At 59.7% G+C, this 21,035-nt stretch carries 17 protein-coding genes; 9 read left to right on the forward strand and 8 right to left on the reverse strand.

The genetic code is table 11. From position 1 onward, the window contains the following. Positions 1-27 precede the first annotated feature (27 nt). From GIV26_RS23810 to GIV26_RS23820, 3 genes are read right to left on the reverse strand one after another with little or no spacing between them, the layout of a single operon-like run. Entirely contained in the window at positions 28-942 is a 915-nt protein-coding gene (locus tag GIV26_RS23810; protein ID WP_034128415.1) for a PLP-dependent cysteine synthase family protein, read from the reverse strand. A gap of 16 nt (positions 943-958) precedes the next feature. Beyond that, positions 959-2,821, reverse strand: coding sequence for a molybdopterin-synthase adenylyltransferase MoeB (moeB, locus tag GIV26_RS23815; protein WP_236282437.1), 1,863 nt, complete (start codon positions 2,819-2,821; stop codon positions 959-961). Between the two features lie 23 nt (positions 2,822-2,844). Further along, complete coding sequence (locus GIV26_RS23820; protein ID WP_034128416.1) at positions 2,845-3,789, reverse strand: DMT family transporter; 945 nt, start codon at positions 3,787-3,789, stop codon at positions 2,845-2,847. Positions 3,790-3,898: 109 nt separating this feature from the next. On the opposite strand from GIV26_RS23820, the gene GIV26_RS23825 reads away from it, so the two are divergent. Further along, positions 3,899-5,323 (forward strand): aminotransferase-like domain-containing protein, encoded by a 1,425-nt coding sequence (locus tag GIV26_RS23825; RefSeq protein ID WP_034128356.1) that lies wholly within the window; start codon positions 3,899-3,901, stop codon positions 5,321-5,323. 123 nt (positions 5,324-5,446) lie between these two features. Here the strand turns inward: GIV26_RS23825 and ppsR are convergent, their stop codons facing one another. Next, on the reverse strand, positions 5,447-6,265 hold the full coding sequence (ppsR, locus tag GIV26_RS23830) for a posphoenolpyruvate synthetase regulatory kinase/phosphorylase PpsR (protein WP_003193298.1): 819 nt from the start codon (positions 6,263-6,265) through the stop codon (positions 5,447-5,449). 178 nt (positions 6,266-6,443) lie between these two features. Between ppsR and ppsA the strand changes: the two genes are divergently transcribed. The 8 genes from ppsA to GIV26_RS23870 all read left to right on the forward strand — a co-directional run bounded on the left by ppsA (position 6,444) and on the right by GIV26_RS23870 (position 14,585). Beyond that, positions 6,444-8,822 carry a phosphoenolpyruvate synthase gene (gene ppsA, locus GIV26_RS23835; protein ID WP_236282440.1) on the forward strand — a complete coding sequence of 793 codons (2,379 nt, stop codon included), beginning with the start codon at positions 6,444-6,446 and terminating at the stop codon, positions 8,820-8,822. 106 nt (positions 8,823-8,928) lie between these two features. Next, the gene (locus tag GIV26_RS23840; protein WP_236282442.1) at positions 8,929-9,918 is read left to right on the forward strand and encodes an alpha/beta fold hydrolase; all 990 of its coding nucleotides are present in this window, start codon (positions 8,929-8,931) and stop codon (positions 9,916-9,918) included. Positions 9,919-10,147: 229 nt separating this feature from the next. Beyond that, positions 10,148-10,639 (forward strand): ribonuclease E activity regulator RraA, encoded by a 492-nt coding sequence (rraA, locus tag GIV26_RS23845; RefSeq protein ID WP_014719488.1) that lies wholly within the window; start codon positions 10,148-10,150, stop codon positions 10,637-10,639. Positions 10,640-10,664: 25 nt separating this feature from the next. After that, positions 10,665-11,660, forward strand: a complete 996-nt coding sequence (locus GIV26_RS23850) for a zinc transporter ZntB (protein ID WP_014719487.1) — start codon at positions 10,665-10,667, stop codon at positions 11,658-11,660. A gap of 86 nt (positions 11,661-11,746) precedes the next feature. Next, complete coding sequence (locus GIV26_RS23855) at positions 11,747-11,992, forward strand: hypothetical protein (protein ID WP_014719486.1); 246 nt, start codon at positions 11,747-11,749, stop codon at positions 11,990-11,992. A gap of 2 nt (positions 11,993-11,994) precedes the next feature. After that, the gene (locus GIV26_RS23860; RefSeq protein ID WP_003193288.1) at positions 11,995-12,819 is read left to right on the forward strand and encodes a mechanosensitive ion channel family protein; all 825 of its coding nucleotides are present in this window, start codon (positions 11,995-11,997) and stop codon (positions 12,817-12,819) included. An 87-nt stretch (positions 12,820-12,906) separates the two neighbouring features. After that, positions 12,907-13,497 (forward strand): RNA polymerase sigma factor SigX, encoded by a 591-nt coding sequence (sigX, locus tag GIV26_RS23865; RefSeq protein WP_003193286.1) that lies wholly within the window; start codon positions 12,907-12,909, stop codon positions 13,495-13,497. Positions 13,498-13,604: 107 nt separating this feature from the next. Then, the gene (locus GIV26_RS23870) at positions 13,605-14,585 is read left to right on the forward strand and encodes an OmpA family protein (RefSeq protein WP_019820540.1); all 981 of its coding nucleotides are present in this window, start codon (positions 13,605-13,607) and stop codon (positions 14,583-14,585) included. A 60-nt stretch (positions 14,586-14,645) separates the two neighbouring features. Here the strand turns inward: GIV26_RS23870 and cobA are convergent, their stop codons facing one another. From cobA to nirB, 4 genes are read right to left on the reverse strand one after another with little or no spacing between them, the layout of a single operon-like run. Beyond that, the gene (cobA, locus tag GIV26_RS23875) at positions 14,646-15,389 is read right to left on the reverse strand and encodes a uroporphyrinogen-III C-methyltransferase (protein WP_057976264.1); all 744 of its coding nucleotides are present in this window, start codon (positions 15,387-15,389) and stop codon (positions 14,646-14,648) included. Positions 15,390-15,399: 10 nt separating this feature from the next. Next, complete coding sequence (locus tag GIV26_RS23880) at positions 15,400-18,108, reverse strand: nitrate reductase (RefSeq protein ID WP_236282444.1); 2,709 nt, start codon at positions 18,106-18,108, stop codon at positions 15,400-15,402. After that, positions 18,108-18,425: a nitrite reductase small subunit NirD gene (nirD, locus tag GIV26_RS23885; protein ID WP_014719483.1), complete on the reverse strand. Its 318-nt coding sequence runs from the start codon at positions 18,423-18,425 to the stop codon at positions 18,108-18,110. The genes GIV26_RS23880 and nirD overlap by 1 nt, the downstream gene beginning before the upstream one ends. Further along, positions 18,422-20,875: a nitrite reductase large subunit NirB gene (gene nirB, locus GIV26_RS23890; protein WP_034128365.1), complete on the reverse strand. Its 2,454-nt coding sequence runs from the start codon at positions 20,873-20,875 to the stop codon at positions 18,422-18,424. Before nirB ends, nirD begins: the two co-directional genes overlap by 4 nt. Positions 20,876-21,035 lie beyond the last annotated feature (160 nt).

The raw sequence follows: 21,035 nt of genomic DNA on the forward strand, positions 1-21,035 counted from the left end.
CCGTACATTGAATGGTTGGAAGCCCCGTTATTCGAAACTGGGCAGGTAGCTGTCGGCATTGTCGTAGACCATGGTCAACACCACCGTTTCAGGCGGCAGTTCGGGGGCGAGTTGGGCGATGGCAACCATGTTGGCGGCCGAAGACAGCCCGAGGCTGATGGCATCGGTGCGCATGATGCGTTTGATCATGTCCAGGCAATCGGCGTGCGACACCTTGAGCATGCCGTCGATCACGTCCAGGTTGAGGATGCTGGGGATCAGGCCAATCGACAGGCCCTGGATCCCGTGCGCTGCGTGTTGGTCTTTGAGCAGGTCGCACTCTTCCGGTTCTACACCCATCACCCGCAGCGCCGGCCAGGCGGCCTTGAGGGTTTCGCCGATACCGGTGATGTGTCCACCGGTGCCAATGCCGCTGACGAAGTAGTCCACGCGCTGTTCACCGAAGGCGCGAAGGATTTCCGGGGCGGTGGTGTCGCGGTGGGTTTGGGGGTTGGCGCCATTGCGTTGCTGGTTGAGCATCACATAGTTGGGGTTCTCCAACTGCAGCTCCATGCACTTTTCGCCGTGGGAGTTATTGCCCAGGCGACTGTCGGACAGCACTACCCTGGCGCCATACAGACGCAGCAGTTTCTGTTTTTCCGGGCTGTAGTTGTCAGGGATCACCAGCACTACTTTGTAGCCCAGCACATTGCCGGCCATCGCCAGGCCAATGCCGGTGTTGCCGCCACTGGGTTCGATGATGGTCTGCCCGGAATCACGGATCAGCACGCCGCGGCGCTCGGCATCCAGGATCATGCCCAGGGCGATGCGCGCCTTGTGGCTGCCGCCGGGGTTGAGGGACTCCAGCTTGGCGTAGACCTCGATGCCGAGGTCTTCGGAAAACTGGGCCAGACGCACGATCGGCGTTTGGCCGATAACGTCGAGAATGGAGTTATGCAGCATCAGCACGTCCCCACTTTCAGTACAACGGCATGTCAGGTTCGACGTCGCGAACCCAATTTTTCATGCCACCCTGGAGGACTTTGGTGTTGGCAAAGCCGGCCGCCAACAGGGTGCTGGCGGCTTGCTCGGCACGGGCGCCTGCGTAGCAGATCAGGTAGTGGGTGTTGTCGCGGCTCAGGCTGGCGAGTTGCCCATCCAGTTCTGCCAACGGTATATGCACCACGCCCGGTAATTTGCACACTTCCAGTTCGCTGGCGTCCCGCACGTCGAGCAATACATCGGCGCTGCTGGGGTGTTCGAGCACTTGCTTGAGCACCTGGGGCTTGATGTAGCGTTCCGCGGCCAGGGAGGGCAGGCTCGGTACGGCATCGGCGCAGGTGGCCGGCGCGACGGTTTCGCTATGGCGCAGGTCCGAGCAGCAGGGGCAATCAGCGCGGCGCTTGAAGCGGATTTCGCTGAACTTCATCGCCAGCGCGTCGAAGCGCATCAAGCGGCCGGACAAGGGTTCGCCAATACCGATCAGCAATTTGATCGCCTCGGTGGCCTGGATCATACCGACCACGCCCGGCAACACGCCGATCACACCGCCCGCGCTGCAATTGGGTGCCAACTCTGCGGGTGGGGCCTTGGGGAACAGGCAGCGATAGCACGGCCCACCTTTATAGTTGAGCACGCTGATCTGCCCGTCGAAACGGTAGATAGCGCCGTACACCAAAGGTTTGCCCAACTGCACACAGGCGTCGTTGACCAGGTAGCGGGTGTCGAAATTGTCGGTTCCGTCGATCACCAGGTCATAGGCGCCCACCAGTTCCAGGGCGTTGTCGCTGTTGAGCGCGGTGTTGTACGCGTTGATCTGGATATGCGGATTGAGGTCCAGCAGGCGCTGCTTGGCGGACTCGACCTTGGGCATGCCCAGGGTGCTGTTGCCATGCACAATCTGGCGTTGTAGGTTGCTGCTTTCCACCACATCAAAGTCCACCAGCCCCAGGGTGCCGATGCCGGCCGCGGCCAGGTACAGGCTGATGGGCGAGCCCAGCCCGCCGGTACCAATGACCAGCACCTTGGCTTTCTTCAGGTTCAATTGGCCTTCGCGGCCCACGCCCGGCAGGGTGATGTGGCGCACGTAGCGCTGCACTTCTTCGTTGCTCAGGGTATCGATGTCCATGCCGCCTGAGGTGGCGAGCAACACTTCGATCCGGGATTTCGGCGGCAGGGCTTCATCGGCTTCGATCAGCGCCTCCTCGGCGGTAAACAGGAAGTGTTCCTTGAGCTGGTTGTTCTTTTCATGGAACAGGTGCTGACGCAATTGGGGGTGATGGGTGCAGAGATTTTCAATGACTTCGCGCAATGTCGATCCGGCGCCCTCAAGGGTCGATTCCGGCAGCTTGGCCACGCGAACCAGAATGTCGGGGAAAGAGACAGCGTTCATGGACAACTCCGTGTGCAGGTCGTTGAAAGGTTGAAGGGAGAAATGCTTGCCATCCCAGGCAAACAGCTTGGAGCCCAGGGCCTGGCCCTGGCGGACATCCACCACCAAATAGCTGACGGGGAAGATCGGCTCGCCCAGAAACAGTGCCTTGTCCTGGTCTTCGTCACTGAAATAGGCGCCGACGTCCGGGTGTGAGTGGTAGATCACCACCACCGGGTTGTCACTGCGAAACGCCTTGTTCATCAGCAAGGTGTCGGCCACCGAAAAGGTGTAGCCATTGGCCGCGCTGCGTGGGTACATCTCGGGGTTCTTGCGGTGCAGCTCATTCTGGATATTGCTGCCCAGGTACACGCTGCCGTCGGCGAAGACGAAACCACAGCACTCCTCGGGGTAGCTGCGGCTGGCGTGGGCGTAGATCTGTTCCAGGGCGGTGGGGCGGAGGACGTCCATGTTTCTCTCGCGTTGGTTGAGGGTCACTTTTTCTTGGCCATGAGTTTTTCGATCGGCAACTTGGTAATCGCAAAGCCGGCCAGCAGGATCGCCGAGTACAGCATCAGGTCGCGGGAAATTTCCACGCCTTCGTACCAGGCTCCGATGATGACCGCGAACACCGGGAAGATGATGAAGACGAACGACAGGATGATCGGGCTCAGGCGCTTGAGCAGCATGAAATACACAATGAACCCACCCACCGAGGCCACTAGCCCCAGGTAGAACAGCGCGCTCCAGGAACGCAGGGTGATGTCGTCGAACGTCGGTGTTTCAAACCACAGGCCGGCCAGGAACAGCATCAGCCCGGCAATGCCGATGGGCAGGGTGTTGTAGGTGATGACGCTGATGGCGCTGCCTTTTTGTTTGGTAATGACATAGCACAAGGCGTGCATGATCGCGGCGCTCAGAATGGCCAGTACCCCGAAGAACTCGGCGTGGTCCAGGTGCAGGCCCTGGCTCTTGATGATCATGTAAAGGCTGCCGAAACCAATGCCGATGCCGACCACCTGGGAGAAATAGATGCGCTCGCGCAGGAACAGCGCCGAGAAGATCAGGATGAACACCGGCATGCAGCTGAACAGCAGGGCCGTGAGGCCCGACGACACATGCATTTCGCCGTAATTGAGCAAATAGTAGGGAACGCTGAAGTAGGACAGGGTCACGAATACGAAGAACCAGCGGCTTTCCCGGGGAAACAGGATCGGCTCACGGCGCACCATGGCAAAACACAGGAACAGCGGAAACGCGATGAGAAAGCGCAGGCCGGCAGATGTCAGCGGCGGCACGCTCTCGACGGCAATCTTGATGCCCAGCCACGTAGTGCCCCAACTCAGGCACACGATAAGGAACATCACGCTGGTCACCAGCCCGGCGAGCCACTGTTTTTGCGTTTTTGTTTTTGCAGTGTTTTCGAGAACGGCGGACATTGGCATCGTTTATTGCTTCCCTGGGCCGAAATTGAACTCTATATTGAACTTGTAATGAGTTATGTTTATCGGCGATTGAACCCGTAAAAGCACACTATTAGGGCGAAAGATGGCTGTCAAAACAAATATTGACATGGTGTCAATTATGCGTGAGGGCCTGTCCAACGGGCAGGGCGTGAAGTACAAGCGCCTGTCTGATGTGATGGAACGGGGCATCCTCGAAGGCTTGATTGAACCGGGACGAAAACTGCCGCCCCATCGGGTGCTTTCCGACAATTTAGGCGTGACCATCGGCACCATCAGCCGGGCCTACGGTGAACTGGAACGCCTGGGCCTAGTGGTTGCACGGGTAGGTGACGGCACCTTCGTGCGCAAGCGTGGGATGGAGCGCCAGCGTGATGAGGGCTTTCGTAATTTCAGCGAGGAGCCGCGCCAGTACTTCGACATGAGCCGCAACATGCACATTCCCGGGCAAGAGACGGTGTTTCTCGCCCAGAGCTTTCAAACCCTGTCGACCAACGCCAAGTTCCTCCAGGACATCAGCGCCTACACCCCCGACGCCGGCCTGCCGCGTTACCGTGAAGCGGGCGCGCAATGGCTGGTGCAGCGCGAGTTTCATCCGATTCCCGAGCAGGTCATCTGCGTCAACGGCGGCCAGCACGGCTTGCTGTGCGCCATGATGGCGTTGCTGCGTGCTGGCGATACGGTGGTCACCGAGCAGTTGACTTATCCCGGGCTGATTACCGCTGCGCGTATGCTGGGGGTGCGGCTGATCGGCCTGGAGATGGATGAGGAAGGCGTACTGCCCACGGCGCTGGATGAGGTCTGTCGCAATCACCGTATTTCGGCGTTGTACTGCACGCCGACTATCCAGAATCCGACCACCGCTGTGTTGTCGGTGGCGCGCCGCGAAGCCTTGGCCAGGGTGTGTCGCGAACATAACCTGCTGATTCTGGAGGACGAAGCCCACGGTGTGCTGGTGGAGGACCGTCCGCCGCCCCTCAGCTATTTCGCGCCTGAGCGTACGATCTTGATCAGCAGCCTGAGCAAGGCGGTATCGGCCGGTTTGCGGGTGGGCTACGTGCATGCGCCGCCGGCGCTGGTCAGCCGCATCTCGGCGGCGCTACGTTCGACCTGCTGGATGGCCACACCTGTGACCCTGGAACTGGCGACCCAGTGGATTGAAAACGGCACGGCGGAATATTTGTTGCGTCAGCAGATCAACGAGATCAGCCGTCGCAAGACGCTGGTCGAAGATTTATTGACCGGCCTGGCGTATCGCACCCACCCCAATAGCCCGCACTTCTGGATCGAAGTACCGGAGCCCTGGCGCGCCTCGGAAATCGAGGCGGAGCTCAAGCAGAACAATTACCTGATCGCCACCGCCGAGGCGTTTGCCGTGGGGCAGACGGCGGTGCCGCAGTTTATTCGGGCGAGTATCTGCAACACGTCGGGTGATGATCAGTTATTGCGCGAGGGGTTTGATGCGCTGGCGACGGCGTTGGGGCAGGGGGGCGGGCGGTTTCATCTGTGAGACCGCGTTATTGCTCGTTCCCACGCTCTGCGTGGGAATCCATCTTGCGACGCTCCGCGTCGCTATTGCGGGACGCGGAGCGTCCCAGGCGGCGTTCCCACGCAGAGCGTGGGAACGATCAGATCACTTGAAGCGCCGCTCCACACCCTTCTCCACCAGAATCTTCGCCGAAATCTCTTCCACCGAAAAATGCGTGGAATTGATGTGCGCAATATTCTCCCGGCGAAACAGATTTTCTACTTCACGCACTTCAAATTCGCACTGGGCATAGCTGGAGTAGCGGCTGTTGGGCTTGCGTTCGTTGCGGATGGCGGTCAGCCGGTCCGGGTCGATGGTCAGGCCGAACAGCTTGTGTGAATGCGCGCGCAAGGCGGCGGGCAGGGTCAGGTGCTCCATGTCGTCTTCGGTCAGCGGGTAGTTGGCCGCACGAATACCGAATTGCATGGCCATGTACAGGCAGGTAGGGGTCTTGCCGCAACGCGACACGCCCACCAGGATCAGGTCGGCCTTGTCGTAGTAGTGGGTGCGGGCACCGTCGTCGTTGTCGAGGGCGAAGTTCACCGCCTCGATACGCTCCATATAGTTGGAGTTATGCCCGATGGAATGGGACTTTCCGACGGAATAGGACGAATGTTCACTCAACTCCTGTTCCAGCGGCGCCAGGAAGGTAGAGAAAATGTCGATCATGAAACCATTCGACGTTGCGAGAATCTCACGAATGTCTTGATTGACGATGGTGTCGAAAATGATCGGGCGAAAACCGTCTTTTTCAGCCGCCAGATTGATTTGTTGTACCATGGCCCGCGCTTTATCCACGCTGTCTATATAAGGCCGGGTGAATTTGGCGAAGGTAATGTTTTCGAACTGCGCGAGCAGGCTCTGGCCCAATGTTTCGGCTGTGATGCCGGTGCCGTCGGAAATAAAGAAAGCAGATCGTTTCATTTGAGCCCTGGGCCTTAAGCTGATGGCGAATCTTGGATATGATAGGCGCGATTTTGCCGTCCCGCAGTGGGCCGCATTCTCACTTATTTTCCAGGTCCAGGCCACAAGCGCTGGCGTTAGCTCCTACTGAGCAACCCGCGTCCTGAGCTTTTCCAACACAGAAAGTGGAGAGATCACCTTGGTAGAGTACGTAGTTTCCCTCGATAAGCTCGGCGTCCATGATGTAGAGCATGTGGGGGGCAAGAACGCATCCCTCGGCGAGATGATCAGTAATCTTGCAGGCGCTGGTGTCTCGGTGCCCGGTGGTTTCGCCACCACGGCCCAGGCTTACCGCGACTTCCTCGAGCTGAGCGGCCTCAACGCCCAGATCCACGCCGCGCTGGACGCCCTGGACGTCGATGACGTCAACGCCCTGGCCAAGACCGGCGCCCAGATCCGCCAGTGGATCATGGAAGCCGAGTTCCCCGAGAAGCTCAACGAAGAAATTCGCACCGCCTTCGCCACTCTGTCGGCCGGTAACCCGGACATGGCTGTTGCCGTGCGTTCCTCTGCCACCGCCGAAGACTTGCCGGACGCCTCCTTTGCGGGCCAGCAGGAAACCTTCCTCAACATTCGCGGCGTCGAAAACGTGATCCGCGCGGCCAAGGAAGTGTTTGCCTCCCTCTTTAACGACCGTGCGATTTCCTATCGCGTACACCAGGGTTTCGACCACAAGCTGGTGGCCCTGTCTGCCGGTGTGCAGCGCATGGTGCGTTCGGAAACCGGCACTGCCGGCGTGATGTTCACCCTGGATACCGAATCCGGTTTCCGTGACGTGGTGTTTATCACCGGCGCCTACGGCCTGGGCGAAACCGTCGTACAAGGCGCGGTCAACCCCGACGAATTCTACGTACACAAGGGCACCCTCGAAGCGGGTCGCCCGGCCATCCTGCGCCGTAACCTGGGCAGCAAAGCCATCAAGATGATCTACGGCGACGAGGCCAAGGCCGGTCGCTCGGTCAAAACCGTTGAGGTCGACAAGGCCGAGCGTGCGCGTTTCTGCCTGACCGACGCTGAAGTCAGCGAGTTGGCCAAACAAGCGATGATCATCGAAAAGCACTACAAGTGCCCGATGGACATAGAGTGGGCCAAGGACGGTGACGACGGCAAGCTGTACATCGTGCAGGCTCGCCCGGAAACCGTGAAGAGCCGCACTTCGGCCAACGTCATGGAGCGCTACCTGCTCAAGGAAACCGGCACCGTGCTGGTGGAAGGCCGTGCCATTGGCCAGCGCATTGGCGCAGGCAAGGTGCGGATCATCAAGGACGTGTCCGAGATGGACAAGGTCCAGCCGGGTGACGTACTGGTTTCCGACATGACCGACCCGGATTGGGAACCGGTGATGAAGCGCGCCAGTGCCATTGTCACCAACCGTGGCGGGCGTACCTGCCACGCGGCGATCATTGCCCGTGAGCTGGGGATTCCGGCAGTCGTGGGTTGCGGCAACGCCACTCAACTGCTCAAGGATGGCCAGGGCGTGACCGTTTCCTGCGCCGAAGGCGATACCGGCTTTATCTTCGAAGGTGAGCTGGGCTTCGATATCAAGCAAAACTCCATCGACGCCATGCCCGACCTGCCGTTCAAGATCATGATGAACGTCGGCAACCCGGACCGCGCCTTTGATTTCGCGCAGTTGCCGAACGCCGGTGTGGGCCTGGCCCGCCTGGAATTCATCATCAACCGCATGATCGGCGTGCACCCCAAGGCACTGCTGAACTATTATGACGGGCTGCCGCTGGACATCAAGGAAAGCGTCGACAAGCGCATCGCCGGCTACAACGACCCGGTAGGTTTCTACGTCGAGAAACTGGTCGAAGGCATCAGCACCCTGGCTGCGGCGTTCTACCCGAAAAAGGTCATCGTGCGCCTGTCGGACTTCAAGTCCAATGAATACGCGAACCTGATCGGTGGCAAGCTCTACGAGCCGGAAGAAGAAAACCCGATGCTGGGTTTCCGCGGCGCCTCGCGTTACATCAGCGAAGCCTTCCGTGACTGCTTCGAGCTCGAATGCCGTGCGCTCAAGCGTGTGCGCAACGAGATGGGCCTGACCAACGTCGAGATCATGGTGCCGTTCGTGCGCACCCTGGGCGAAGCGAGCCAGGTGGTGGACCTGCTGGCAGAAAACGGTTTGACCCGCGGCGAGAACGGGCTGCGCGTGATCATGATGTGCGAATTGCCGTCCAACGCCATCCTGGCTGAAGAGTTCCTGGAGTTCTTCGACGGTTTCTCCATCGGCTCCAACGACCTGACCCAGTTGACCTTGGGCCTGGACCGCGATTCGGGGATCATCGCCCACCTGTTCGACGAGCGTAACCCAGCGGTCAAGAAGCTGCTGGCCAACGCCATCCAGGCTTGTAACAAGGCTGGCAAGTACATCGGTATCTGCGGCCAAGGCCCTTCGGACCACCCTGACCTGGCCAAATGGCTGATGGAGCAGGGGATCGAGAGCGTCTCGCTGAACCCCGATTCCGTGCTGGAAACCTGGTTCTTCCTGGCTGAAGGCCAAGCGTCCGCCTAAGGTCGCGTGGTCAAAAGTGCCGGTCACTCGTTGCGAGTGACCGGCATTCTTATCTGTACAGGGCGGGAATCCTTGGGGACGCCGCCCTTTTTTGTGCAAGAGCATTATGCAAAGCAGCAGCCATCTGTTTCCTGTCGCCCTGATCAGCGCTGAACGTCGCGGCGACCTGAGTGAAGACGTCTACCGGCTCAAACCCGGTAACAGCCCGGACGGCACCGTCGAGCTGGCGGTTACCCGTTTGGGCCTGGCCGATGTCCCGGAAAACCGGGGCACGCCGATTATTTTGTTGCATGGCAGTTTTTCCAACCGGCGATTCTGGTATTCGCCCAAAGGTATCGGCCTGGGGGCTTACCTGGCGCGTCGTGGATTTGATGTGTGGATCCCGGAAATGCGCGGCCATGGTTTGTCCAAACGCAATCACGACTACGCCAGAAACCGTGTCGCCGATTACGCGCGCTACGATTTGCCGGCCGTGGGGGCGTTTGTGTGTGAGCAAAGCGGGCAGATTCCGCACTGGATCGGGCATTCCCTCGGTGCCACTACCCTGGCTGCGGCCTTGGGTGGGCAGCACTTGGATGCATCAGGGGTGGCCTCGGTGGCGTTGTTCGGCTGCCAGGTCAGTCGCACCCACTGGCCGTTGAAAATTCCACCGGTGGAGTGGAGCGGTCGCTTTATCCTCAAGCGCCTTGCCCATCTGTCCGGCCCGCGCTTCAAGCGTGGGCCCGAGGACGAGCCGGCCGGCGTGATGATCGAAGCGATGCGTTGGAACGGCCTGTTCGGCCGGTTTGGCGATGCCGAGCATGACTGGTGGAAAGGCTTGGCGCAGGTCGATGTGCCGCTGTTGGCGGTGAGCGCAGCGGGCGACCGGCAAGACCCGGACTGGGCCTGCCGCAAGCTCTTCGAGCAAGTGGGCAGCGAGCATCGCCAGTACCTGTGCCTGGGACGTCAGCAAGGTTTCAGCGAGGATTTCGGCCATGTGCAGATGCTGGTCAGCAAAGCGGCCCAGGCCCAAGTGTGGCCTTTGGTCGAGCGTTGGTTGAACGACCCGCTGACACCCTTGTTGGGTACGCAACCCGAGGTGTCCGCAGCGGTTTGACGAAACGCTCTACCAAGGGCGTTTCACTCTTGAATGGTTGCGGCTAAGATATGACGCGCCACGCGCTTCTGGTCATATTCAGTCGCGTAACGTGTATTGCGTTGCGCTGATCGTGGTTTGATCATGGCCGCCGCCCACCCGCAGGCGCTTAAAGAATGCCTGTCGCGGGGCGTTTTCTTGATGTACACCGTGGATGTTCGACCTCTTCTTTGATGACAGGAGTTTCTCGATGAACCATTACGTGACCCCCGACCTGTGTGACGCCTACCCGGAGCTGGTGCAGGTAGTGGAGCCGATGTTCAGCAACTTCGGTGGCCGAGACTCCTTTGGTGGCGAGATAGTCACCCTCAAATGCTTCGAGGATAACTCGCTGGTCAAGGCGCAGGCTGACCTGCCGGGCGCTGGTAAAGTGCTGGTGGTAGACGGTGGTGGTTCGCTGCGCTGCGCGTTGCTGGGTGACATGATTGCCGAGAAAGCCGCGAAAAATGGTTGGGAAGGGCTGGTGATTTACGGGTGCATCCGTGACGTAGACGTCATCGCCCAGACCGACCTGGGTGTGCAGGCCCTGGCCTCTCATCCGAAAAAAACCGACAAGCGCGGCCTTGGCGACCTGAACGTGCCGGTGACATTCGCAGGCGTGACGTTCCGCCCCGGTGAGTACATTTATGCCGATAACAACGGGGTGATCGTGTCACCCAGCCCGCTGAAAATGCCTGAATAAACTGCCGCAACCGATCGGGGTGAGGATGTTCGAAGAAGAAAACGCGCAATGGGGGCTGGTGCATGCCCTGGTGCTGGACGGTAAAGGCGGTGCGCGTTCGATTGCCCGGACTGAGCTCGACGATTTGCAGTTGCAGCCCCAGGAAAGCCTGTGGCTGCACTGGGATCGCAGCCATCCTCAAACCCAGACCTGGCTGCGTAAATCCAGCGGCCTGAGCGAGTTTGCCTGTGACTTGCTGCTGGAGGAAAACACCCGTCCACGCCTGTTGCCGCTGCCGGACGCCGAATTGCTGTTGTTTCTGCGCGGGATCAATCTCAACCCAGGCGCGGAGCCGGAAGATATGGTGTCGGTGCGCATCTTCGCCGCCGCCAACCGAGTGATTTCCCTGCGTTTGCGCCCCTTGCGCGCTACCGATGAGTTGCTGGTGCAACTGGCAGACGGCAAAGGCCCCAAGACGGCGTCTGAACTCATCCTTTATATGGCTCAGTACCTGACCAACAAAGTGCAGGATCTGGTCGCTGGCTTGTCTGAAATCGTCGATTCCGAGGAAGAAAAACTCGATGCCGACGAACGGTATACCCCGGAGCACGGCAGCGTTCTGCAGATCCGTCGAAGAGCCGCCGGACTCAAGCGCTTCCTGGCCCCCCAGCGGGATATTTTCGCCCAACTGACACGAATCAAATTGGCGTGGTTCTGCGACGACGATGCCGACTATTGGAACGAACTGCACAACAGCCTGACCCGTTACCTGGAAGAGCTGGAATTGGCCAGAGAGCGCGTGGGGCTTGTGCTGGAGGCTGAGGACCGGCGCTTGAGCCTGCGCATGAACCGCACCATGTACCGCTTCGGGATCATCACCGGGATCTTCTTGCCGATGAGTTTTCTCACCGGTTTGCTCGGTATCAATGTGGGCGGCATTCCGTTCTCTGCCAGCCCTTATGGATTCATGATTGCGTGCCTGTTGATGGTGTCTGTGGCACTGGGGCAATGGTGGCTGTTTCGGCGATTGCGCTGGGTTTGACCTGAATATGACCTGAACGTAAGAAAGGGCCGATGTGACCCGATGAATTTTACCCTCGTCTTTTAAATCACTTGCGAGAGGTCTCTATGCACGATCCGTTCGAACAGTCTTTGCGTGACATGCTCAATGCTTCGCCATCCAACCGTGATGACGATGCCTGCCTGGGCCGCGTACTGAAAACCGCCAACCGTCAGGTAGGGGCGGGTGACCTGTTCGGTCTGCTCGGGCGTTGGTTGCCAGCGTTGATGATGGCCCTGAACAATGGTTCGGCCCATGTATCACCGGTTTCCCGTCGTAAACCTCTTGCTAGCACTGCTGATAAGGCTGATTGAATATGGAACTTGATCTCTGGACCCAGAGCCTGGTCACCGCGATGACCGCATTGTGGACCAAGGTGGCGAATTTCATTCCCAACCTGTTTGGTGCCCTGGTTCTGGTATTGCTGGGTTTTGTCGTGGCCAAGCTGCTCGATACCCTGCTGTCCAAATTGCTCGCCAAACTGGGGCTCGATCGCCTGATGGCCGGCACTGGCCTGACCAAATTGCTCGGCCGCGCGGGGTTGCAAGTACCGATTTCGACCCTGATCGGCAAGATCGTCTATTGGTTTGTTCTACTTATTTTTCTGGTTTCTGCAGCGCAGTCCCTTGGACTTGAGCGAGTTTCAGCTACGCTCGACATGCTGGCACTGTATTTGCCGAAAGTTTTCGGCGGCGCGCTGGTGCTGCTGGTGGGGGTTTTACTCGCGCAACTGGCCAACGGGCTGGTGCGCGGGGCCGCCGAAGGCGTGGGGTTGGACTACGCGGCAGGCCTGGGGCGAATCGCACAGGGGCTGGTGATCATCATCAGTATTTCCGTCGCGATCAGCCAGTTGGAGGTCAAGACTGACCTGCTCAACCACGTTATTGTGATTGTTTTGATTACCGTTGGTCTGGCAGTTGCGCTGGCCATGGGGTTGGGAAGCCGGGAAATTGCCGGTCAGATTCTTGCGGGAATCTATGTGCGTGAGCTGTATCAAGTTGGGCAACAGGTGCGTGTGGGCGAGGTCGAAGGGCAAATCGAGGAGATCGGCACAGTCAAGACGACCGTGCTGACCGATGACGGGGAACTGGTGTCGCTGTCGAACCGGATTCTCCTGGAGCAGCAGGTCAGTAGCCGCTAATCCGGCAAATCCTGCTAATGTACGCCGCCGCAAACCCGGGTGACCGGGTTGCAGCGGACATTGACCTGACTGTCGGCACGACTTGTTTTGAATAAAGCCCAAACGCTGTCCACGCGCTATGACCCCCGTGAGCTCTCTGATGAGGAGTTGGTCGCGCGCTCGCACACGGAGCTGTTTCACGTAACACGCGCGTACGAAGAATTGATGCGCAGGTATCAACGCACTCTGTTCAACGTTTGTTCAAGGTATTTGGGGAACGATAGAGACGCGGATGATGTCTGTCAGGAAGTGATGCTCAAGGTGCTATACGGCCTGAAGAACTTCGAGGGCAAATCGAAGTTCAAGACCTGGCTGTACAGCATCACGTACAACGAGTGCATCACGCAGTATCGGAAGGAACGGCGAAAGCGTCGCTTGATGGACGCTTTGAGTCTGGACCCCCTTGAGGAGGCGTCTGAAGAGAAGGCGCCGGCACCCGAGGAAAAGGGCGGACTTGATCGCTGGTTGGTGCATGTGAACCCGATTGACCGCGAAATTCTGGTGCTTCGATTTGTCGCAGAGCTGGAATTTCAGGAAATCGCTGACATCATGCATATGGGTTTGAGTGCTACAAAAATGCGGTACAAGCGTGCTCTTGATAAATTACGTGAGAAATTTGCGGGCGAGACTGAAACTTAGTGCGTAGCAAATATCTCTTACGTGTAGGCAAGTTCTGTTAGACTTGTCGCCGAGTTGTCCCCCGGTTTGTGGGACTGCTTTACAATCACCAGATGGGGATTTAACGGATGAAACTGAAAAACACCTTGGGCTTGGCCATTGGTTCTCTTATTGCCGCTACTTCTTTCGGCGTTCTGGCACAAGGCCAAGGCGCAGTTGAAGGCGAGCTGTTCTACAAGAAGCAGTACAACGATAGCGTTAAGCACATCGAAGACGGCTTCAACCCAGGCGCTCGCATTGGTTACTTCCTGACCGACGATCTGTCGTTGAATCTGTCGTACGACAAGACCAACCACACCCGTTCGAACGACGGCACTGGCAACCAGAAGATCAAAGGTGACACTGGCAGCCTCGTTGCTCAGTACCACTTCGGTCAGGCTGGCGTTGATAGCCTGCGTCCATACGTTGAAGGCGGTTTCGGCCACCAGAGCCGTACCAACGTTCAGGCTGACGGCCACAGCGGTCGCGACCAGACCACTTTCGCTACCATCGGTACCGGCGTGAAGTACTACTTCACCAACAACCTGTACGCTCGTGCTGGTGTTGAAGCTGACTACGGTCTGGACAACGGCAAGTGGGACTACTCCGCACTGGTTGGCCTGGGCGTGAACTTCGGCGGTAACGCTGGCGCAGCTGCTCCAGCTCCTACCCCAGCACCAGCTCCAGAGCCAGTTCCAGAGCCAGAAGCTCCGGTTGCTCAGGTTGTTCGTGTTGAGCTGGACGTTAAGTTCGACTTCGACAAGGCCGTTGTTAAGCCTAACAGCTACGGCGACGTTAAAAACCTGGCCGACTTCATGGCTCAGTACCCAGCTACCAACGTAGAAGTTGCTGGTCACACTGACTCCGTAGGTCCAGACGCTTACAACCAGAAGCTGTCCCAGCGTCGTGCTGACGCTGTTAAGCAAGTCCTGGTTAAAGACGGCGTTGCTCCTAGCCGTGTAACTGCTGTTGGTTACGGCGAATCCCGCCCAGTTGCTGACAACGCAACTGAAGCTGGTCGCGCTGTTAACCGTCGCGTAGAAGCGTCGGTTGAAGCTACCGCTCAGTAATTACTGAGTAGTAAAGAAAAGCCCGGCTCAGGCCGGGCTTTTTTTCGCCTGCGATTTGCCTCAGGCGCTTGCCGCAGCGGCGATGCTAGCCATCTGTGCGGCGCCGGCAACCTGGCCAATCACCAGGATGGCCGGGCTCTTCAGTGCAAAGGCTTTTGCAGCTTCATGCATGGCCGCCAGGGAGCTGCGGCATTCGCGTTGCTGGGGCAATGAAGCGTTTTCGATCATTGCCACCGGCATATCCGCAGCCATGCCGCCGTTGAGCAGCTGTTCGCGGATTTCTTCCAGCTTCGCCACGCCCATATATACCACCAGCGTGGTTCCACCCTCCGCCAGCGCACGCCAGTTCAAGCTACTGTCATCCTGGGTATGCGCGGTGACCAAGGTCACTCCGCGGCTCACCCCGCGCAAGGTCAAAGGGATGTCACACTGGGTCGCCCCGGCCAGCCCTGAGGTGATGCCATTGACCAATTCCACCTCGATTCCACGCTCGCGCAGCCAGGTTGCCTCCTCGCCACCGCGGCCAAAAATACACGGGTCACCGCCTTTAAGGCGTACCACGCACTTGCCCTGGCGTGCATAACGCAACATCAGGCGGTGAATAAAATCCTGCGGGGTAGAACGACATCCCCCGCGCTTGCCGACGGTAATTACCCGAGCGCTGGTGCAGTGTTCCAGTACTGTCGGGTTGACCAGATCATCAATCAGCACGACGTCCGCTGCCTGCAGAGCCCGGACCGCTTTCAGGGTCAGCAACTCCGGGTCACCCGGTCCTGCGCCTACCAGCCACACTTTTGCGCTCATGTTGTTCCCCTTACACACTGATGGCGATTGGCTGCGGGTTGCTGGCCAAAAGACGTTTGATTTCCGGCACGCAGGAGCCGCATTGGGTGCCGCAGCCCAGGGCCTGTTTGAGGCCATCCAGGTCCAGGCCGCTGCCGATACCGGCACACACGGCGTTTTCGCTGACGTTCTTGCAGTTGCACACAATCTTGTTGCTGGCCGTGGTACCGCCCGGCGGCGCGCTCAAGGGCGCCAGTAACCAGCGCCGCAGTTGCTCATCGGCCCGGCCTTCCAGCCACAGGCTTTGCAGCCAGTGACGGGCCAGGGTTTCGCCGGCCAGGCGCAGGGCGGTGATGCGACCTTTCTCGATTTTTACGCGCTTGCCGATTGAGCGGCGCGGGTCGTCATAGGCCATTACCGGGCCGTCGTTGAGGCCCAGCAGTTGGTCGATACGGGTCAAGAGTTGCAGGTCGGGCGCCTCGGTATGCGCGGCGCGCACCAGCAGCGCGGGGCGTTCACGGCCAGCCAGGCTCAGGCTGACGTAGGCAAAGGTTTCACACAGTGGGCGCAAGGCTTCGAAGTGCTGCTGTACATCGCCTTCGATCAGCGCAAACAGCTGCCACGGCAGTTGCACTGCTTCCAGGCGCACACCGCTGTGCTTGAGCTCCGGCTGCTTGGACAAAGGGTCGAACGCCGGTTGAGTGAGGGTATTGACGCCGCCCTTGAGAAAGCGGTCGCCCCAGTGCATGGGCAGAAACGCTTGGCCGGGACGCACACTGTCATCGCTGCCGACGGCGACGATCACGCTGCCGCGACGGCTTTTCAGGCTGACCAGGTCACCCTCTTTGAAGCGGTGGCGGCGTAGCTCATCCGGATGCAGGCTCAACAATGCTTCACTGACGTGCCCGAACAGCTGCGCTGCCGTGCCGGTGCGGCTCATCCCGTGCCATTGATCACGCAGGCGACCGGTGATCAGGGTCAGGGGGAATCGCGCATCGCGCTGTTCCTTGGCGGCTCGGTAAGGCTCGGCGACAAATCGCGCCCGGCCCGTGTCAGTAGGGAAAATGCCGTCGGTGTACAGGCGCGACGTACCCGCTTGCGCACCCTCGGGAAAGGGCCACTGCTGCGGGCCGAGCCGGTCGAGCAGGGCGTGGCTGATGCCGGACATATCCAGGTCACGGCCTTGGGTCAGTGACTTGAATTCATCAAACAGCTGCGCCGCTTGCTCAAAGGCGAACAGGCTCGGCAACGCCGGACGCAGACGACGCTCCAGGCGCTGTGCGAAATCCACCGTGATCGCCCAATCCGCGCGTGCTTCACCCGGTGGGTTGATGGCACGGCGCACGTGGGAAATACGCCGCTCGGAGTTGGTCACCGTGCCGTCTTTTTCACCCCAACTGGCGGCGGGCAGTAGCAGGTCGGCATAGGCGGCGGTTTCGGTGGTACGAAACGCTTCCTGCAACACCACGAACGGGCACGCTGCCAAAGCGGCGCGCACCGCGTTCTGGTCGGGCAGCGATTGGGCAGGGTTGGTACAGGCAATCCACAACGCCTTGATCTTGCCAGCCTGCACCTGTTCAAACAGTTCGATGGCGGTAAGGCCCGTAGTCGCGGGCAGTTGTTCCACGCCCCAATAGGCCGCCACTTCAGCGCGGTGTTCAGGGTTGGCTGCTTCGCGGTGGCCCGGCAGCAAGTTGGACAGGCTGCCGGTTTCGCGCCCGCCCATGGCGTTCGGTTGGCCGGTCAGGGAAAACGGCCCGCAGCCCGGCCGGCCAATGGTCCCCGTGGCTAGATGCAGGTTGATCAACGCGCTGTTTTTGGCGCTGCCGGCGGTGGATTGGTTAAGCCCCATGCACCACAGCGACAAAAAGCTGCTGGAGGTGCCGACCCACTGCGCACACAGGCGCAGTTGTTCGACGCTGATGCCGCACAGCTGCGTGACCATCTGCGGCGTGTAGTCATGCACCAGGCGCTTGAGTTCGGCCAGGCCGTCGGTATGGGCCTGGATAAACGCACGGTCGATCCAGTCTTCCCACAGCAGTAAATGCAAAATCCCGTGGAACAACGCCACATCCGTTCCCGGCAAGATGGCCAAGTGCAGGTCGGCCAAGTCGCAGGTGTCGGTACGCCGAGGGTCAATCACCAGCACTTTCATCTGCGGGCGTTGTGCCTTGGCTTGCTCCAGGCGTCGGAACAATACCGGGTGGGCGTAGGCCATATTGCTGCCGACGATCATCACGCAGTCGCTGTTTTCCAGGTCTTCATAGCTGCACGGCGGCGCATCGGCGCCCAGGCTGCGCTTGTAGCCGACCACCGCCGAAGACATGCACAGCCGAGAATTGCTGTCGATATTATTGGTGCCCACCAATGCGCGGGCCAGCTTGTTGAAGCTGTAGTAGTCCTCGGTCAGCAGTTGCCCGGAGATATAGAACGCCACACTGTCGGGCCCGTGTTCGGCAATAGTATCGGCGAACACGTTGGCCGCGTGGTCCAGGGCGGTGTCCCAGTCGGTGCGGGCGCGCGCCAGTTCTTTGCCCAAGCGCAATTGCGGGTAAAGAGCACGGGCGCTCAAGTCGCCGGTCAGGTGCAGGCTCGCGCCTTTGCTGCACAACTTGCCGAAGTTGGCCGGATGGCTGGGGTCGCCTTGCACCCCCAGGATCTGTTCGCCGTCATGCTCGATCAGCACGCCGCAGCCCACCCCGCAATAACAACAGGTGGACGCGGTGGTCTGGCGGTTCATCAACCCGCGTCCCGCAGGGCCAGCATCACCCGGCCGTTTTCGACCCGGGCTTGATGATGGTGGGCGCAGCCGATATCCGGGGCCTGGGCTTGGCCAGTCGCCAGGTCGATCTGCCAGTTGTGCAGCGGGCAGGCCACCCGCTTGCCGTAGATCAAGCCTTGGGACAGCGGCCCGCCTTTGTGTGGGCAGCGGTCGTCGAGGGCAAAGACTTCATCGTCACTGGTGCGAAAAATCGCAATGTCACCTTTCGGCCCGCTGATGATGCGCGAGCCCAGGGCGTTGATTTCATCGAGCGCGCAGATATCCAGCCAGTTCATAGCGAGACCTCCAGTTGTTTGACGGGGATCACGTCGAATTCCTTTTTCAGCAGCGGCTGTTCCAGGCGTTCTTTCCACGGGTCCTGCTCGAATGACAACGAGAACTGCAAACGCTCATTGAGGGCCTGGCGGCGGGCCGGGTCTTCCAGCACAGCCTTCTTGATATGCTCCATGCCCACCCGCTGCAGGTAGTGCACGGTGCGCTCCAGGTAGAAGGCTTCTTCGCGGTATAGCTGCAGGAATGCGCCGTTGTATTCGCGCACTTCCTCTGCGGTCTTCACCTTGACGAAGAACTCCGCGACTTCGGTCTTGATCCCGCCGTTGCCACCGATGTACATCTCCCAGCCCGAGTCGACACCGATAATGCCTACGTCCTTGATGCCCGCTTCCGAGCAGTTGCGTGGGCACCCGGAGACCGCCAACTTGACCTTGTGGGGCGACCACATATTGAACAGGTCATGCTCCAGCTCGATGCCCAGTTGCGTCGAGTTCTGCGTGCCAAACCGGCAGAACTCGCTGCCCACACAGGTTTTGACGGTGCGGATGGATTTGCCATAGGCATGCCCGGACGGCATATCCAGGTCCTTCCATACCCCTGGCAAGTCCTGCTTCTTGATACCGAGCAAGTCAATGCGCTGGCCGCCGGTGACCTTGACCATCGGCACGTTGTACTTGTCGGCCACATCGGCGATGCGGCGCAACTCCGAAGGATTGGTCACGCCGCCCCACATCCGTGGGACCACAGAGTAGGTGCCGTCTTTTTGAATATTGGCGTGGGCCCGTTCGTTGATCAGCCGCGATTGCGGGTCGTCCTTGGCTTCGCCGGGCCAGGTGGAGATCAGGTAATAGTTGAGGGCCGGGCGGCAGGTGGCGCAGCCATTGGGGGTGCGCCAGTTCAGGTAGCGCATGGTGCTGTCGATGGTCAGCAGGTGCTGCTCGCGGATGGCCTGGCGGATCTGCCCGTGGTTGAGGTCGCTGCAGCCACAGATGGCTTTTTCACTTTTGGGTTTGACGTCGGCGGCGCCGCCCACGGTGTTGATCAGGATCTGCTCGACCAGCCCGGCACAGGAGCCGCAGGAACTGGCGGCCTTGGTGTGTTTTTTCACCTCATCGACACTGAACAGCCCTTGTTCCTGGATCGCCTTGACGATGGTGCCCTTGCACACGCCGTTGCAGCCGCAGACTTCGGCGCTGTCGGCCATGCTCATGGCTTTGTCCTGGCCTTGGTGGCCGACATCGCCGAGTGCATTTTCACCGAACATCAGATGATCGCGGATTTCACCGATGGCGTGGTTCTCACGGATCTGGCGGAAATACCAGCCGCCATCGGCGGTATCGCCGTACAGGCAGGCGCCGACCAGGATGTCGTCCTTGATCACCAGCTTCTTGTACACGCCGCCAATCGGGTCGGAGAGCGTGATGGTCTCGGTGCCTTCGCCGCCCATGAAGTCGCCGGCGGAGAACAGGTCGATGCCGGTGACTTTCAGCTTGGTCGAGGTCACCGAGCCTTTGTAAGTGGCAAAGCCCAATTGGGCCAGGTGGTTGGCGCAGACCTTGGCCTGTTCGAACAAGGGTGCCACCAGGCCATAGGCGATGCCGCGATGGCTGGCGCATTCACCGATCGCATAGATACGCGGGTCGTAGGTTTGCATTGTGTCGTTGACCAGGATCCCACGGTTGCAGGGGATGCCGGACTTTTCCGCGAGTTCGGTATTGGGGCGGATGCCGGCAGCCATCACCACCAGGTCGGCCGGGATGATGTCGCCATTCTTGAACTGCACCGAGCCGACGCGGCCATTGCCGGCATCGTGCAGGGCCTGGGTTTGCTCGCACAGGCGAAACACCAGGCCGCGACTTTCCAGTTCGGTTTGCAGTAGCTGGCCGCTGGTCTTGTCCAGTTGCCGCTCCAGCAGCCATTCACCGATGTGCACCACCGTCACGTGCATGCCGCGCAGCATCAGGCCGTTGGCCGCTTCCAGGCCGAGCAGGCCGCCGCCGATCACCACCGCATGCTTGTGGGTCTTGGCGGTGTCGATCATCGCCTGTGTATCGGCAATGTCGCGGTAACCAATCACGCCCTGCAAGCTGTTGCCGGGAATTGGCAGGATAAACGGCGTGGACCCGGTGGCGATCAGCAGGCGGTCATATTCGGCCTCGGTGCCGTCTTCGGCGATGACTTTGCGCTTGACTCGGTCGATCTGCACCACTTTGCGGTTGAGCAGCAGTTTGACGTTGTTGTCCAGGTACCAATCCAGGTCGTTGAGCACGATCTCTTCGAAGGTTTGTTCACCGGCCAGTACCGGCGACAGCAGGATGCGGTTGTAGTTGGTGTGAGGCTCGGCGCCGAACACGGTGATGTCGTACAGCTCGTTGCTCAGCTTGAGCAGTTCTTCAAGGGTGCGAACCCCGGCCATGCCGTTGCCGATCATCACCAGTTTGAGTTTTTTCATGTCGTTCTCCGCAATGGCTCGACAAATCGTGCGCAAACAAAAAAGGCATCCCCGCTAGTCAGCTAGCGAGGACGCCTTTGTCCTGGTCCCGTTCTCTCGGGAAGCTCGGCCCTTCGTCGTTGAAGGAGCGGCTATATGTGGGGTGTTGGGAACGTTAATG

Origin of the sequence: Pseudomonas sp. PA-1-3F, assembly GCF_021609665.1 — a bacterium.
Taxonomy (GTDB): Bacteria; Pseudomonadota; Gammaproteobacteria; order Pseudomonadales; family Pseudomonadaceae; genus Aquipseudomonas; species Aquipseudomonas paracarnis.